This is a genomic window from Deltaproteobacteria bacterium (genome assembly GCA_016709225.1).
Taxonomy (GTDB): domain Bacteria; phylum Myxococcota_A; class Polyangia; order Nannocystales; family Nannocystaceae; genus Xiheibacterium; species Xiheibacterium phototrophicum.
Window position 1 is genome coordinate 884,767 of record JADJEE010000012.1, and the last position, 13,352, is coordinate 898,118.

General features: G+C 71.4%; 11 protein-coding genes. 5 read left to right on the forward strand and 6 right to left on the reverse strand.

Annotated features, from left to right (window positions below):
• Positions 1 to 2 precede the first annotated feature (2 nt).
• Entirely contained in the window at positions 3 to 1,214 is a 1,212-nt protein-coding gene (locus tag IPH07_28645) for a penicillin-insensitive murein endopeptidase (GenBank protein MBK6921401.1), read from the forward strand.
• The gene (locus IPH07_28650) at positions 1,205 to 3,511 is read left to right on the forward strand and encodes a radical SAM protein (GenBank protein ID MBK6921402.1); all 2,307 of its coding nucleotides are present in this window, start codon (positions 1,205 to 1,207) and stop codon (positions 3,509 to 3,511) included. The genes IPH07_28645 and IPH07_28650 overlap by 10 nt, the downstream gene beginning before the upstream one ends.
• Here IPH07_28650 and IPH07_28655 read toward each other — a convergent pair.
• From IPH07_28655 to IPH07_28665, 3 genes are all read right to left on the reverse strand, one after another.
• Positions 3,504 to 4,025, reverse strand: coding sequence for a GNAT family N-acetyltransferase (locus IPH07_28655; protein ID MBK6921403.1), 522 nt, complete (start codon positions 4,023 to 4,025; stop codon positions 3,504 to 3,506). The two genes, IPH07_28650 and IPH07_28655, sit on opposite strands and share 8 nt — an antisense overlap.
• 105 nt (positions 4,026 to 4,130) lie before the next feature.
• Complete coding sequence (locus tag IPH07_28660) at positions 4,131 to 5,183, reverse strand: hypothetical protein (protein ID MBK6921404.1); 1,053 nt, start codon at positions 5,181 to 5,183, stop codon at positions 4,131 to 4,133.
• Between the two features lie 196 nt (positions 5,184 to 5,379).
• Entirely contained in the window at positions 5,380 to 6,102 is a 723-nt protein-coding gene (locus tag IPH07_28665; GenBank protein ID MBK6921405.1) for a TlpA family protein disulfide reductase, read from the reverse strand.
• 28 nt (positions 6,103 to 6,130) lie between these two features.
• Between IPH07_28665 and IPH07_28670 the strand changes: the two genes are divergently transcribed.
• Positions 6,131 to 7,498: a M20/M25/M40 family metallo-hydrolase gene (locus tag IPH07_28670; protein MBK6921406.1), complete on the forward strand. Its 1,368-nt coding sequence runs from the start codon at positions 6,131 to 6,133 to the stop codon at positions 7,496 to 7,498.
• Here IPH07_28670 and IPH07_28675 read toward each other — a convergent pair.
• The 3 genes from IPH07_28675 to IPH07_28685 form a co-directional block, all read right to left on the reverse strand.
• Positions 7,495 to 8,307, reverse strand: a complete 813-nt coding sequence (locus IPH07_28675; GenBank protein ID MBK6921407.1) for an SDR family NAD(P)-dependent oxidoreductase — start codon at positions 8,305 to 8,307, stop codon at positions 7,495 to 7,497. The two genes, IPH07_28670 and IPH07_28675, sit on opposite strands and share 4 nt — an antisense overlap.
• A 62-nt stretch (positions 8,308 to 8,369) precedes the next feature.
• Complete coding sequence (locus IPH07_28680) at positions 8,370 to 9,404, reverse strand: hypothetical protein (GenBank protein ID MBK6921408.1); 1,035 nt, start codon at positions 9,402 to 9,404, stop codon at positions 8,370 to 8,372.
• 129 nt (positions 9,405 to 9,533) lie between these two features.
• Positions 9,534 to 9,893: a hypothetical protein gene (locus tag IPH07_28685; protein ID MBK6921409.1), complete on the reverse strand. Its 360-nt coding sequence runs from the start codon at positions 9,891 to 9,893 to the stop codon at positions 9,534 to 9,536.
• A 164-nt stretch (positions 9,894 to 10,057) separates the two neighbouring features.
• Here IPH07_28685 and IPH07_28690 point away from each other — a divergent pair, with 164 nt between their 5' ends.
• Together IPH07_28690 and IPH07_28695 are read left to right on the forward strand one after the other, a co-directional pair.
• Positions 10,058 to 11,629, forward strand: a complete 1,572-nt coding sequence (locus IPH07_28690; GenBank protein ID MBK6921410.1) for an FGGY-family carbohydrate kinase — start codon at positions 10,058 to 10,060, stop codon at positions 11,627 to 11,629.
• Positions 11,626 to 13,164 (forward strand): aminotransferase class V-fold PLP-dependent enzyme, encoded by a 1,539-nt coding sequence (locus IPH07_28695; GenBank protein ID MBK6921411.1) that lies wholly within the window; start codon positions 11,626 to 11,628, stop codon positions 13,162 to 13,164. Before IPH07_28690 ends, IPH07_28695 begins: the two co-directional genes overlap by 4 nt.
• Positions 13,165 to 13,352: the final 188 nt, after the last annotated feature.

Genomic DNA, 13,352 nt, shown 5'->3' on the forward strand with positions numbered 1-13,352 from the left:
GCATGATCGAAGGCTTGGCCATGGGCTTGGCGATCGCGACCGGCTGGGCGAGGAGCCTGCGCTGGCTGGCGACGATCAGCGAGCCCGACGCGATCGAGGTCGCCGCGGCGGTCGACGCCGACGCCGACGCCGACGCCGCAGCGAGGTCGCTCCCGAGCTCGGCCGACGTCGAGGCCGTCGCGCTGGTCGACGACACCGACGCGTTGTTCGTCCATCCCGAGCGCCCCGATGGACCGCGTGTCGAGACCCTCGCCGCACCGGCGTGGACCATCCACCGCGTGCGGCCGGGCGAGGGCCTAGGCTCGATCGCCGCGCGCTACGGCGTCGCGCTCGATCGCCTCATGCAGTGGAACCACCTCGACACCAACCGACCGCTGGGGCGCCGCAGGACGCTGCGCGTGTTCAGCGATCGTCGGCCACCGGCGGTGCATCAGGTCCGCACGACCGTGCGCATCGGTGAGAGCTGGGACGATCTCGCCGCGCGACTGCATGTCGACGAGCACGGGCTGCGGGTGCAGAACTGGCGCATGCGCGAGCCGGTCGCCGGCGAGGCGGTGATCGCTTGGGTCGATCCCCTGGATGCGCCGAGCTTCGTGGCCCCGAGCACGCCCGTCGCCCAGGAGCCGCTCGAGATCACCGCATCCGGTCAGAGCGTCGGCTTGCCCCAACGCGGCAAGCTCAGCGACGGAGTGCCGCTGCCCGAGCACCCGCTGTGGCTGCGCGGCAACCCCGATCATCTCTTCGGCAGCGCCCACACCATCAAGACGGTGCACCGCGCGTTCTCCATCTTGCGCGGCGAGAAGGGCTACACGCCCGCGCTGCTGATCGGTGCGATCAGCAAGCGCAGCGGCGGCCGCTTCGCCCCCCATCGCTCGCACCAGTCGGGTCGCGACATCGACATCCGGCTGCCGCTACGGCCCGGCACCGCCGTGACCCACGACCCCACCGCCGACGAGGTCGATTGGTACGCGACGTGGGTGCTCATCGAGTCGTTCGTCGCGACCGGTGAGATCGAGGCGGTGTTCCTCAACGAGGCCCATCACGAGCGGCTCTACCGTGCCGGCCGTGCGCTCGGTGTGGCACGCGAGGACGCGTTCGAGATCGTGCGCTGGCCCCGTTGGAAGGGCGCCGGCATCGTGCAGCACGCCGAGGGGCACAACGCACACCTGCACGTGCGGGTCCGCTGCGGCGCCTCGGAGCGCGCGTGCCTGTGATCGAGGCCCACGCGGCGCTGCGCGTGCTGGTGATCCATCCGCCGACGTCGGTCGCACGCGACTTCATCGACTACCCTTACTTCGCCGACCTCGGCGCGGTGCAGGCAGCGGCGGTGCTCGAGCCGCTTGCCGAGGTCACGCTGGTCGACGCGCTCGCACTACCCGGTGCTGGTCTGCGCTGGCGCGACGATGGCCGCGCGCAGCTCGGCGCCGACACCGAGCAGGTGCTGGCGGCGTGCGACCAACCGGCGGAGCTGGTCATCGTCGCACTCACGCCGTTTCATCGCCCGCCGCTGCGCGACGACCTCCTCGCCGAGACGCTCGTCGGCCTGCGTGCGCGACACCCCGACGCGACCCTCGTGCTCGCCGACCTGTACCAGTCGGGGCAGCACTACGTGCATGCCGACGGTGAGGCGATCCTCGACGCCTACCCGGAGGCCGACCTGCGGCTGTCGTTCGAGGCCGAGCTCGCGCTGCCGGAGCTGGTGACTGCGGTGGCGCAGGGCCAGCGCCCGCGCGGGGTGTGGCGCGGTCGTCGACCGCCGCAGCTCGACGCCTTGCCGGCACCCGCGTGGTCACGCATCGACCTCGCGGCGCGCGACGCCTGCATGGCGGCGATCGTCGCCGGCCTCGGGCGCGCCAGCTGGGCGTTCCCGCTGCACGGCCGCGCGCTGCCGTGGATCAGCTCGAGGGGTTGCCCGTTCGACTGCGCGCACTGCAGCAGCAACCCCGATCGCGTCGCCGCCGAACCGAAGACGCAGCGCCGTCGCAGCGCCGCCGGCATGCGCGAAGAGCTGGCCGCGCTGGCCCGCGCTGGCGCGACCGTCGTTCACGTGCTCGACGAGATGGTGAACGTGCACCCGCAGCACCTCGCGAGCTTGCTCGACGCCGCCGAGGCGGAGCAGCTCCGCCTCGAGTTTCCCAACGGCATGCGCGCCGATTGCCTCGCACCCGCCGACCTCGTACGTCTGCTCGGGCGCATCACCACGCTCAGCATCAGCGCCGAGAGCGGCTCACAGCGCGTGCTCGACGAGGTCGTGGGCAAGCGCCTCGACCGCGCGGAGATCGAGCGGGTCTGCGCCCACGCCCACCGCATCGGGTTGCCGACCCTCGTGCACTTCATCATCGGCATGCCGAACGAGAGCGCCGCCGAGATCAACGAGACCTTGGCGTTCGCGCTGTCGCTGTTCGACCGCTTCGACATCGAGCCGGCGGTGCAGTTCGCGACCCCGCTGCCTGGCACTCGCCTCGCGCGGGGGCAGTCGCTGCCGGTGATCGACGACTGGGGCCCACGCTTCCAGGCCGAACCCACGCCGCTACGCGGGGCGATCGACCACGCGCAGCTGCACGCCTTCAAGCACACCTTCGACGCCCGACTGGCCAGCAGCCGCGGGCCGCAGAAGCTGATCCTGAACGCGACCTACGTGTGCAACAACCACTGCACGTTCTGTGCGGTCGGCACGCGCACGCAGGTCGATGGCCACCCCACGCGGCAGCGCGAGATCCTCGCCAAGTACCGTCGCCAGGGCGTCGAGCTGCTCGACATCGACGGCGGTGAGCCGACCATGAACCCCGAGCTGGTGCCGCTGGTCCGCTACGCCCGCGCGATCGGCTACCGGCGCGTCAACGTCACCACCAACGGCCGGCTGTGCGCCTACCCGGACTTCGCAGGCAAGCTGCTCGAATCCGGCGTCACCTCGGTGTTGTTCTCGATCCACGGCGCCGACGCGCGCACCCACGCGGCCCAGGTCGGCGTCGCCGAGGCCTTCGATCAGAGCGTGGCGGGCATCCGCAACGCAGTCGCGCTGGCCGGCGGGACCGTCGAGCTGGGCATGAACACCACCGTCACCAAGGGCAACGCCGCGCAGCTGCCCGCGATCGCGGAGCTCGCCCTGGCGCTGGGGCTGCGCTGGCTCAACATCCAGTTCCTCACTCCGTTCGGCCGCGCGACCCGCATGGTCGCACCCGACACCGCCGAAGCGGCTGCCGTGGCCGCGCGCGTCATCGACGAGTTCGGCACGCGCATGAAGATCCAGGTCATCAACCTGCCGTTCTGTTTCATGCCTGGCTACGAGGCCCACCTCGCAGGTGATCTCGACAAGCGCGCGCGACAGATGGTGTTCGTGAACAACGACGACGTGAACCTCGCCGAGTACCTCGCGGCCCGACGGGTCCGCAAGCCGCAGTGCGCCGCCTGCCCGCAGGCGTGCTTCTGCGCCGGGTTCTACGAGCTCGACGACGTGCCCGAGCCGCCATGGATCGTGCGCGCCGAGGATCTCTCGCGACGCATCAGCTGAGCCGCGGCGCCGTTGCGGGCTGGGCCGCGCCCGCGAGCCCGGCGAGCGCCTCGCCGGCGAGCCGGTAGACCGTCCACTCGCGCAACGCGACGGCGCCGAGCGACTCGTAGAAGCCGATCGCGGGCGCGTTCCAGTCGAGCACGGCCCACTCGAAGCGTGCACAACCCCGCGCGACCGCCAGCTGCGCCAGGTGCTGCAGCAAGGCCCGTCCGATGCCGCGGCCGCGCGCCGCGGGCGTGACGTACAGATCCTCGAGGTACAGACCCGCACGTCCCCGCCAGGTCGAGTAGTTGTGGAAGAACAGCGCGAAGCCCTGCGGATCGCCACGCTCGTCCTGGGCGATCACGCACTCGAACGGCGGCCTCGGGGCCTCGAGCTGCGCGGCGAGGGTCGCGGCCGTGACCTCGACCGCCTCGGGTTCGCGTTCGTAGGTGGCGAGCTCGCGGATGAATCGCAGGATCAGCTCGGCGTCGGCGGAGGTCGCGGGGCGGATGCTCGGGGCCATCGACGCCATCATGCCGCAATCGATCGGCGATCCGCGCGGAGCCCATGGTCGCGTCGGCCGACCGCGGCGACGCGAGGCCGTCACGGCGCTGGCGAGCGCACGGCTCCCGCGGCGTCAGTCGCAGCCGATCGGTGCCGTGGAGATCACCAGGTCGTCGATCGAGCGCTCGAGCTCGGCTGGCGCCCCGCCCGGCCAGAGGTTCTGCACCGTCACGAGGTTGATGCCGTACTCGGCCCAGGTGCCGCGCCAGTCGAGCTGGTAGGCTGCGTTCTGCAGCTCGCCGTCGACCCAGAACTCGAACGCGCCGTCGCTCGCACCGGGGGTGTTGAGCGCCACGTGGGCCTCGACGCAGTGCCACTTGCCCGACTGCTTGCTCGAGAACAGCGGCGTCGCCCCAACGAGCCCCCCGAGCGCGCGCTGGCCGTCGGTGTCCTCGAAGCCGTTGCAGGCGACCGAGTCGCCGACCACACAGCTGATCGGCTCGGCCCACAGCACCACGTTGTCGGCGTCCGATCGCAGCCGAGCGATCATCGCCTGGTCCCACGCATCGCTCGCGAACGCGGTCGCGCTGGTGAGGTGGCCGGGTCCGACATCCGGCCAGCCTTCGTGCATCTTCACGCGCAGGCGCCAGTAGATGCTCTGGAAGTCGGTGTCGGTCGAGGCCTGCGGCAGCTCGCCGTACACGATCGGGTTGCGGCCGAATGCTGCGCTCAGGTAGCCGGCACCTTCGAGACCCTCGCGATACGTCGCCGTCATCGCGTGGGTGCCCGAGGCCGCGCCGCCCTCCGACAGCACGAATGCACCCTCGCCGTCCTGATACTCGAAGAACGTGGTCGCGAGGTTGTCGATGCGCTCGAAGTCCTCGCACAGCACCCAACCGTCGGGCAGCGGATCGGGACAACCCGCGAACTCACCTGGCTCGTACGGAGGCTTGCTCGCGCCGGTGGTGCCGCCGCTGCCGTCGTCGTCGCCGCCCGTCTCGGCGCCGGGGTCATCGCCACCCGTCGGCGCGCCGGAGGTGTCGTCCTCCGACGAGCTTTCGACGCCGCTCTCGCTCGACCCCGCAGCGGTCGGCGGGCCCACGAGATCGAAGGCCGGCGAGCTGCACGCTGCGAGTCCGAGCGCGAGTGCGACCAGGACCAGGTGCGAGGATCCAATTCGGTTCATTGCAAGTAAGTGAGAGGGTTACGACCAGGATAGCAGGCGGGCCCGGGGGCGTGCCAATCCACCGCGCGTGCGCGACGACGAGGGCTTTCGACACGACGAAATTGTCGCGGTCGGTCGCCGTCGGCGCGCGACCGACTGACGCAGTGTTCAGCGCGCGACCGCACTGCACCGCTGCGCCCATCGCGAGCGGCGTGGATCAGTCGCTGGGTGCCGGATCGCCCTCGCGCAGCAGCGTTTCGACCATGCCCGACATCTCGGCGTATGCCTCGCGACAGCGGGCGTGCTCGGGCCCACCGCCAGGATGAAGCTCGGGGCCGGGATGCACCCAGCGAACGACACCGCTGCGATCGAGCAGGAATGTTGCGCTCGTCGCAGCGCGGGGCGCGGTGAGCCACCAGCGATCCACCGTGCGCCAGTCGTCGTCGAGCCCGATCGCAAACTCGAGTCCCCATGCGCGCGCGACGTCCGCGACGTGAACGGCATCGACGCGCGAGGTGTGGTCATCGGCGGCGCGCGGCGACGGCCGCGGCTTGGGATGATGGATCCCGATCACCGTCAGGCCGCGATCCCGATACGTGCGGTCGAGCATCGCGAAGCCCGGCGCACTCGCACGGCAGTAGGGACACGTGTCGGTCCAGAACCGAACCAGCACCACGCGACCCCGCAGCGATGCGAGGCTCGGTCCGTCGCGCGTGGGTTGGCCGTCGACGATCCAACCAGAGACCTCGAACTCCGGCGCGATGGTGCCAACGAGATCGCTCTCGGCGTCATGCGGATCGATGTGGGATCGCGCGGGCTCGACCACCGCATCGCTGGACTCGGGCGCGATGCCGCACGCGGGAGACGACGCGATCATCCACGCCGCCCACGACGCCACACAGGCTGCGCCGGGCGCGGTCGCACAAAGCTTCACGGGCACGTCGAGGCATGATAACGCTGTTCCAAGCATGCCGACGGCCCCGAACATCCCCGGCCTCGACGACGAGGTGAACGCCAGCGAGGCGTGGTTTCGAAGTCAGCTGCGAACCCTCGTCGAGCTGCCCTCGGTCAGCCCGGGCGCCACCGGCGACCGCGACATCCGGGCCAGCGCGATTGCGGCGCGGGAGCTGCTTTCGGCGTGCGGCGCCGAGGCAGAGCTGGTCGAGACCCGCGGCACCCCCACGGTGATCGGCCGCCTGCGCCACCCGCAGGCCCGCGCACGCATCGTCGTCTACAACCACCTCGACGTGCAGCCCGCCGAGGCCGCCGCCTGGCAGCAGCCCAATCCGTTCCGCTTCGAGGTCCAAGACCACCCGGCGCGCACGTTCCTGTACCGCGGCCGCGGGGCCACCGATGACAAGGGCCCGGCGCTGTGCGGCCTGCGCGGAGCCAAGCTCGCGATCGATCACGGCGCGCCGATCGACGTCACGTTCGTGTGGGAGACGGAGGAGGAGATCGGTAGCCCGCACTTCGGCGACGCGCTCGCAGCGCGGCGGGTTCAGCTCGACTGCGATGCGGTGATCGTCTCCGACACGATCTGGCCCACCGACCAACAGCCCGCCGTGTCGACCGGCCTGCGCGGCTCGCTGTACGCGAGCCTCAAGCTACGAACCGCCGGCAAGGAGGTCCACTCCGGCCTCGCCGGCGGGGTCGCGCGCAATCCAATCCGCGAGCTGTGTGCGCTGGCCACCGCGATCGATCAGGCGGACTTCTGGCACGCCGGTGCCGCGGCGCCCGACGAGGACGAGATCGCGGGGTTCCTGAAGTCGGGCTTCGACCCCGACTACTTCATGCACGCCCACGACCTGCACCACGTGACCACGCAGGTGCCGCTCGAGATGATGCTGAAGATCTGGACGCGACCGACCTTCGAGATCCACGGCCTCGCGGGCGGCTATCAGGGCCGCGGTGTGAAGACCATCGTGCCCGACGCGGCCGAGCTGAAGATCAGCTTCCGCTTGGTCCCCGACCAGGATCCCCGCCACATCGGCGAGGCGCTCACCGCCTTCGTGCGGGTGTTCAACCCCGATGTCACCGTCGAGCTGAGCGGGTGGCTGGTGCCGTACCGCGCCGACACCGGTGGCAAGGTCCACCGCGCGATCGTGTCGGCGCTGCACGCCAGCACCGGCTGCCAGCCGGTGACGGTGCGCGAGGGCGGCTCGATCGGCGCGGTGCCGATGATGGCGCGCGAGCTCGGCGTGCCGGTCCACTTCCTGCCGCTGTCGCTGCCCGACCACGGCTACCACGCGCCCAACGAGTACTTCGACTGGCGGCAGGCCCGAGTCGGTATCGCGTCGTTCGCCCGCGCGCTCACGACCATCGCCAGCGACCCCTAGCGCTGCAGCAGGCGCTGGCCGCGGGCGATCCACGACTGCGGCAGCGCTGGGAACAGTCGCTTCACCGCGTCGGTGAGGTGCGCCTCGCGGGTGACCAGCACGCGCGATCGGTTGTGTCGCATGGCGTCGAGGATGATCGCCGCGCAGCGCTCGGGCGGCATCGTGTGGCGCTCGAAGAAGCGCACCAGCTTGGGCCGCAGTGCCTCGGAGCGCGCATCGTAGCGACCATCACGCACGATGTTGGTGCAGATGCCACCGGGGTGGACGCTCAGCACCTTGACCGGGCCTCCCGCGAGCTCGGCGGCGATCGACTCGGAGAACCCGCGGACCGCGAACTTCGTGGCGCAGTAGGCCGACTGCGAGGGCACGCCGATGAGCCCGAACATGCTCGACAGGTTCACGAGGTAGGCGTCGTCGCTGCGCAGCAGTGCCGGCAGGAAGAACTTGCAGCCGTACACCACGCCCCAGAAGTTGATGCCGACCAGCCACTCGAAGTCGTCCATCGAGTGATCGAGCAGGTCCGACGACACCGACACGCCGGCGTTGTTGATCACGATGTCGACGCGATCGTGGTGGGCGAGCACCTCCGCGGGCAGCGCGGACATCCGTGCGCGATCGGACACGTCGGCGACGTGCACCGAGACCCGACCGCCGTCGGCGAGCTCGCGCTCGACCTCGCGCAGGCGCGCCTCGTCGACATCGACCAAGGCAATCCCAGCGCCCTGGTCGAACAGCGCCCGCGCGAGCGCGCGGCCGATGCCACTGCCCGCACCCGTGATGACGGCGACCCGATCGCGGAAGCTCTTCATGGCGATCGCTATCCCGCGACGTGCGTCCGCACGCAATCGAAAGCTGTCGATCGCGCCGGGGCTCAGCGAAACCGCAGGTTGGACAGCGCGGTCCAGCCCCACTCGCGGCCATCGAAGCCCCGCACGAGGCCGTAGCCCTCGGCCCAGTCGAGTACGAGCAGATCGGTGCCCATGGGGATGAGCTGCGGCTCGAGCCAGCGAAACTTGGGCGGTCCGGTGCGGACCCATGCGTCGCCGACGACGACGCTCGCGGCGTAGCCCCCGGGTGGACGCGCGGGCGGCTGCAGCGGGAACAACTCCATCGGCGCGAGCACGCCGCGCATCAGCGCGAGCGCGGCCTCGGCAGGCACGTGCACCGGCATCGCGTCGCGGCCGCGCACGAACTCCCGCCAGGGGCCGGCCGCCGGTCGCTCGCCGCGGGTGTCGGCGCCGTCGTGGGCATTGGCGAGCACGGCACGCTCGTAGGCGTGGGCCGCCTCGGTGCCGGTCTCGTGGGTATCCGCGGGGGCCGGGCCGCCGGCGTGCATCGCGATGAGATCGAGGTACCCACGCGTCACGCCGCACGCGCTGCCGTGATCGGGGCCGATCACCACGAAGCCGAGCGACGACAGCGCGCGCTTGAGCATCGCGTTGCGCTCGTAGCGGGCCAGCTTCACCGCCGGCGGCGCGACGGCGCCGTCGTGACTCGCGGTCGCCGGTGGCGGACCACGCCACACGATGCGCGCGTTCGGGGCCGCGCGAAGCACCTGCTCGACCAGTGTCGGGATGCTGCGCTGCTCCGCGCCGGACAGGCCGAGATTGCCACCGAGCCCGATCTCGACCAGCACGGTCGCGGGCGACAACGCATCGGCCACCGGCGGCCCCTCGGGGAACGCGTCGAGCTGGCGCCACAGCTCGCCGAAGTCGCCGTCGTACAGACCATCGGTACGCCGCAACCAGTTGCGGGGTCGCGAGCTGGTCCGGTACTTCACGACGATCTGCTCGGCCGCGAAGCCGCCGTCCTCGACGAGGTGGCGGCGCAACGCGGGACCGAACACGTACTCGTTGCTGTCGCCGAACGCGACGACGTTGGGTCGGCGATTGTCGAACGCCACCATCAGCACGAGCTTAGCGAGCGAAACGAAGCGGCGCGACCAGGCGCGCGACGGCCAAAGGATCACTTCGCGGCGCTGCAGGGGCGCTTTCGCCTGAAGGCGCGCGAATCAGGCTTCGACCGCTGGGCTGGTTCAGTCGCCACCGCTGGGCGCGAGCACGATGTCGGTCATGAACGACGGCATCGGATCGCGGCGCGGTGCGGCGGTGACCGAGCCCGCGCTGGTCGGCTCCTCGCCGAGGTCGACGTGCTGCGTCGGACCGCGGGGCCGCGGGCCATGGCGCCCGACCAGCTCGACACCCGCCACGTCGGGGGCGTCGATCACCTCGTCGGGCTCGAAGGTCGGCGGCGGCGGTGGGGTCGTCGCGACCATCGGCTGCAGGTCGGGATCGACCGTCTCCCCGCGCCCACGGATCCCGCCGCAGCCGGCCAACAGGGTCAGCGAGGAGGTCACGAGCAGCGCCCAGCGGGCCCTGGCAGCAACGGCGGACATCGAGGACATCATGGGTCTGCACGTACGACGCGTGCAAGAGTTCCTGCGCAACGACCCACGCAAGGGTGCCCGCGAGCGCGCCCCAAGGCCTGCTAGAGTGCGCGGCCGTGGGTACCGACCACCACGACGATCGGGCGGCGCGGCGCGGCGCAGATGCCGATCGCATGCGCCCCGAGCTGGTGCTCGCGATCGATCTCGGGACCTCGGGACCGAAGGTCGCATTGGTCTCGACCGAAGGCGACGTGCTCGCGTGCACCTCGGCACCAACCACGCTCCACGTGCTTCCCGGCGGCGGCGCCGAGCAGGATCCCCACGAGTGGTGGTCGGCGATCGTCACCGCGACGCAGGCGCTGTGGCGCGAGGGGCATGATGCCAAGCACGTGATTGCGGTCTGCGTGACGGCGCAGTGGGCCGGCTGTGTGCCGGTCGATCGCGACGGCGTACCGCTGCACCGCGCGATCACCTGGATGGACACCCGCGGCGCGAAGTACATGGCCGCGCGCGTCGGCGGCGTGCTGCGCTTGCAGGGCTACGGCGCCGGCAAGCTCGCGCGTTGGGTGCAGAAGACCGGCGGCATCCCCTCGCTGGCGGGCAAGGAGCCGGTCGCCCACATCGAGTGGCTGCGACACGAGCGGCCCCGCGTGCACCGTGACGCGCACCTGTTTCTCGAGCCCAAGGACTGGCTGAACCACCGCCTGTGCGGTCGCTTCTGCGCCACGTACGACTCCATCGCGCTGCACTGGGTCACCGACAACCGCGACATCGACCACATCGGCTACGACGAGAAGCTGCTCGCGATGGCCGGCATCGCACGACGGCAGCTGCCCGAGCTGGTGCCCGCGACCGCGGCGATCGGCATGGTGACGCCGGCCGCGGCCGCGGAGCTCGGGCTCGGCAGCGACGTCCGCGTGTTCGGTGGCACGCCCGACGTGCAGTCCGCCGCGATCGGATCGGGCGCGGCGCGGGACTTCGAGCCCCACCTCTACATCGGCACCTCTTCGTGGCTGTCGTGCCACGTGCCGTTCAAGAAGACCGACCTGCTGCGCAACGTGGCGGCGCTGCCCTCGGCGCTCCCGGGCCGCTACTTCGCCGCCAACTCGCAGGAGACCGCGGGCGCCTGCGTGAACTGGCTGCGCGACCACGTCATCTGGCCCGACGACGCCGCCGCCCCCGGTGCACCACCGGCCGATGCGCTCGCCCGCATCGATGCGCTGGCCGCCACGGTCGCCCCCGGCAGCGAGGGTGTCGCGTTCGCGCCGTGGTTGTTCGGCGAGCGCTGCCCCGCCGCCGACCCCGACGTGCGCGGCGCCTTCACCGGCCTGTCGCTGCGCAGCTCGCGGGCCCACCTCGCACGTGCCGTGCTCGAGGGCGTGGCCCTCAACACGCGATGGCTGCTCGAGGCGGTCGAGCACTTCGTCGGCCGACGGCTCGACGCGATCCGCATGATCGGCGGTGGTGCCAGCTCGGCGCTGTGGTGCCAGATCCACGCCGATGTGCTCGATCGCGAGGTCCTGCAGGTCGAGGACCCCGTGCGATGCAACGCACGCGGGGCCGCGTTCGTGGCCCTGCTCGGGCTCGGACGCCTGCACGTCGACGACATCGCCGCCAAGGTACCGGTGGCCGCGCGCTACCGTCCGCAGGCCGCCCACCGAGCGGTCTACCAGGGCGCGTTCGCGGCCCAGCGCGAGCTGTGGAAGCAGCACCGCGATGCGTTACGCTCGCGCGCGCCGGCATGAGCACACCGTCACGACTGCGAGACCACCGCGCGATCGCACCGCTTCGTCGCTTCGGCGAGCGCGCGCTCGACGAGCTGTTCCAACGCGCGAAGCGCCTGCCGATCCTCCGCGACCGCATCGCCGCCGAGTACGACAAGTTGCTGGGCGACATCCGCCGCGCGGCCAAGCCCTACGGCGACCTGCCGCGCAACCTCACCCTGCCCGCCACGGGTCGCCCGCGCGCGGAGGTGCTGGCCGACATGCAGGCGCTCGCGCAGCGCGAGCGCGAGCGCTGGCACGACGGCTTCGTCTCGGGCGCGGTCTACCACGGTGACGACGAGCACGTCGCGTTCCTCTCGCAGGTCTACGCCGAGTTCTCGCAGACCAACCCGCTGCACGCCGACGTGTGGCCCTCGGTCGTGAAGTACGAGGCCGAGATCATCGCGATGACGGCGGACCTGCTCGGTGCCGACACGGTGGAGGCGCGCGGACCCTGGCCGGGGCCGGTGGCCGGCGTGGTCTCGAGCGGCGGCACCGAGAGCATCATGCTGGCGATGAAGACCTACCGCGACTGGGCGCGGGCCGAGCGTGGCATCCGTGCGCCCGAGGTCGTCGCGCCCAGCACCGCCCACGTCGCCTTCGACAAGGCCGCGCAGAGCTTCGGCATCGAGCTGGTGCGCGTCCCGGTCGGGCCGGACTTCCGCGCCGACGTCGAGGCCACCCGTCGCGCGATCGGTCGCAACACGATCTGCGTGGTCGGATCGGCGCCGGCATTCCCCCACGGCACCATCGATCCGATCGAGGCGCTGTCCGAGCTCGCGCGCGCCCGCGGCATCGGCTTCCACACCGACGCTTGCCTGGGCGGCTTCGTGCTGCCGTTCGCGCGCGAGATGGGCTGGCCGGTGCCGCGCTTCGACTTCTCACTACCCGGCGTCTCGTCGATCTCGGCCGACACCCACAAGTACGGCTACGCGGCCAAGGGCACCTCGGTGGTGCTCTATCGCTCGGCGGCGCTGCGCCGGTACCAATACTTCACCGCGACCGACTGGCCCGGCGGCATGTACCTCTCGCCGACCTTCGCGGGCAGTCGCCCCGGCGCGCTGTCGGCCGCCTGTTGGGCTGCGATGATGGCCACCGGCCACGAGGGCTACCGCGACGCGACCCAGGCGGTGCTCGAGTGCGCCCGCGAGATCCGCGAGGGCATCGCCGCGATCCCCGGCCTGCGCGTGCTGGGCGATCCGCTGTTCGTGATCGCGTTTGCGTCGGACGAGCTCGACATCTATCGCGTGCTCGATGCGATGACGAAGAAGCACTGGAACCTGAACGGACTGCACAAGCCGCCGGCGGTGCACCTGTGCGTGACGCTGCGCCACACCCAGCCGGGGGTCGCGGCGCGCTTCCTCGCCGACCTGGCCCAGGCGGCGGCCGAGGTCCGCGCCAACCCGCAGGCCAAGGGCGGCATGGCGCCGATCTACGGCCTCGCGGGCACGCTGCCGGTGCGCAGCGCCGTCGGCGACATGATGCGCGCGTATCTCGACGTGCTCTACGAGGCCTAGCGCAGCCCGCGTGGCACTCCGCGGCGCGAGCACACCGGCCTCGGCCCCGATCGCGGCGCCGCTCGGAGCTCGCAATGTGGCCGATCGCTCACGGCGGTGCGACGGCCAGCGCGGTGAGTAGCACCGCGACCAGCATCGCCTTGCGCATGACCCTGCGGGCCTGCCCGCGCACACGCTCGAGCTGGGCG

Excerpts from the sequence above, each read along its gene's own strand:
- IPH07_28645 (MBK6921401.1), top strand. The coding sequence starts at position 3 with ATGATCGAAGGCTTGGCCATGGGCTTGGCGATCGCGACCGGCTGGGCG.
- IPH07_28655 (MBK6921403.1), bottom strand. The coding sequence starts at position 4,025 with ATGGCGTCGATGGCCCCGAGCATCCGCCCCGCGACCTCCGCCGACGCC.
- IPH07_28660 (MBK6921404.1), bottom strand. The coding sequence starts at position 5,183 with ATGAACCGAATTGGATCCTCGCACCTGGTCCTGGTCGCACTCGCGCTC.
- IPH07_28670 (MBK6921406.1), top strand. The coding sequence starts at position 6,131 with ATGCCGACGGCCCCGAACATCCCCGGCCTCGACGACGAGGTGAACGCC.
- IPH07_28675 (MBK6921407.1), bottom strand. The coding sequence starts at position 8,307 with ATGAAGAGCTTCCGCGATCGGGTCGCCGTCATCACGGGTGCGGGCAGT.
- IPH07_28680 (MBK6921408.1), bottom strand. The coding sequence starts at position 9,404 with ATGGTGGCGTTCGACAATCGCCGACCCAACGTCGTCGCGTTCGGCGAC.
- IPH07_28685 (MBK6921409.1), bottom strand. The coding sequence starts at position 9,893 with ATGTCCGCCGTTGCTGCCAGGGCCCGCTGGGCGCTGCTCGTGACCTCC.
- IPH07_28690 (MBK6921410.1), top strand. The coding sequence starts at position 10,058 with ATGCGCCCCGAGCTGGTGCTCGCGATCGATCTCGGGACCTCGGGACCG.
- IPH07_28695 (MBK6921411.1), top strand. The coding sequence starts at position 11,626 with ATGAGCACACCGTCACGACTGCGAGACCACCGCGCGATCGCACCGCTT.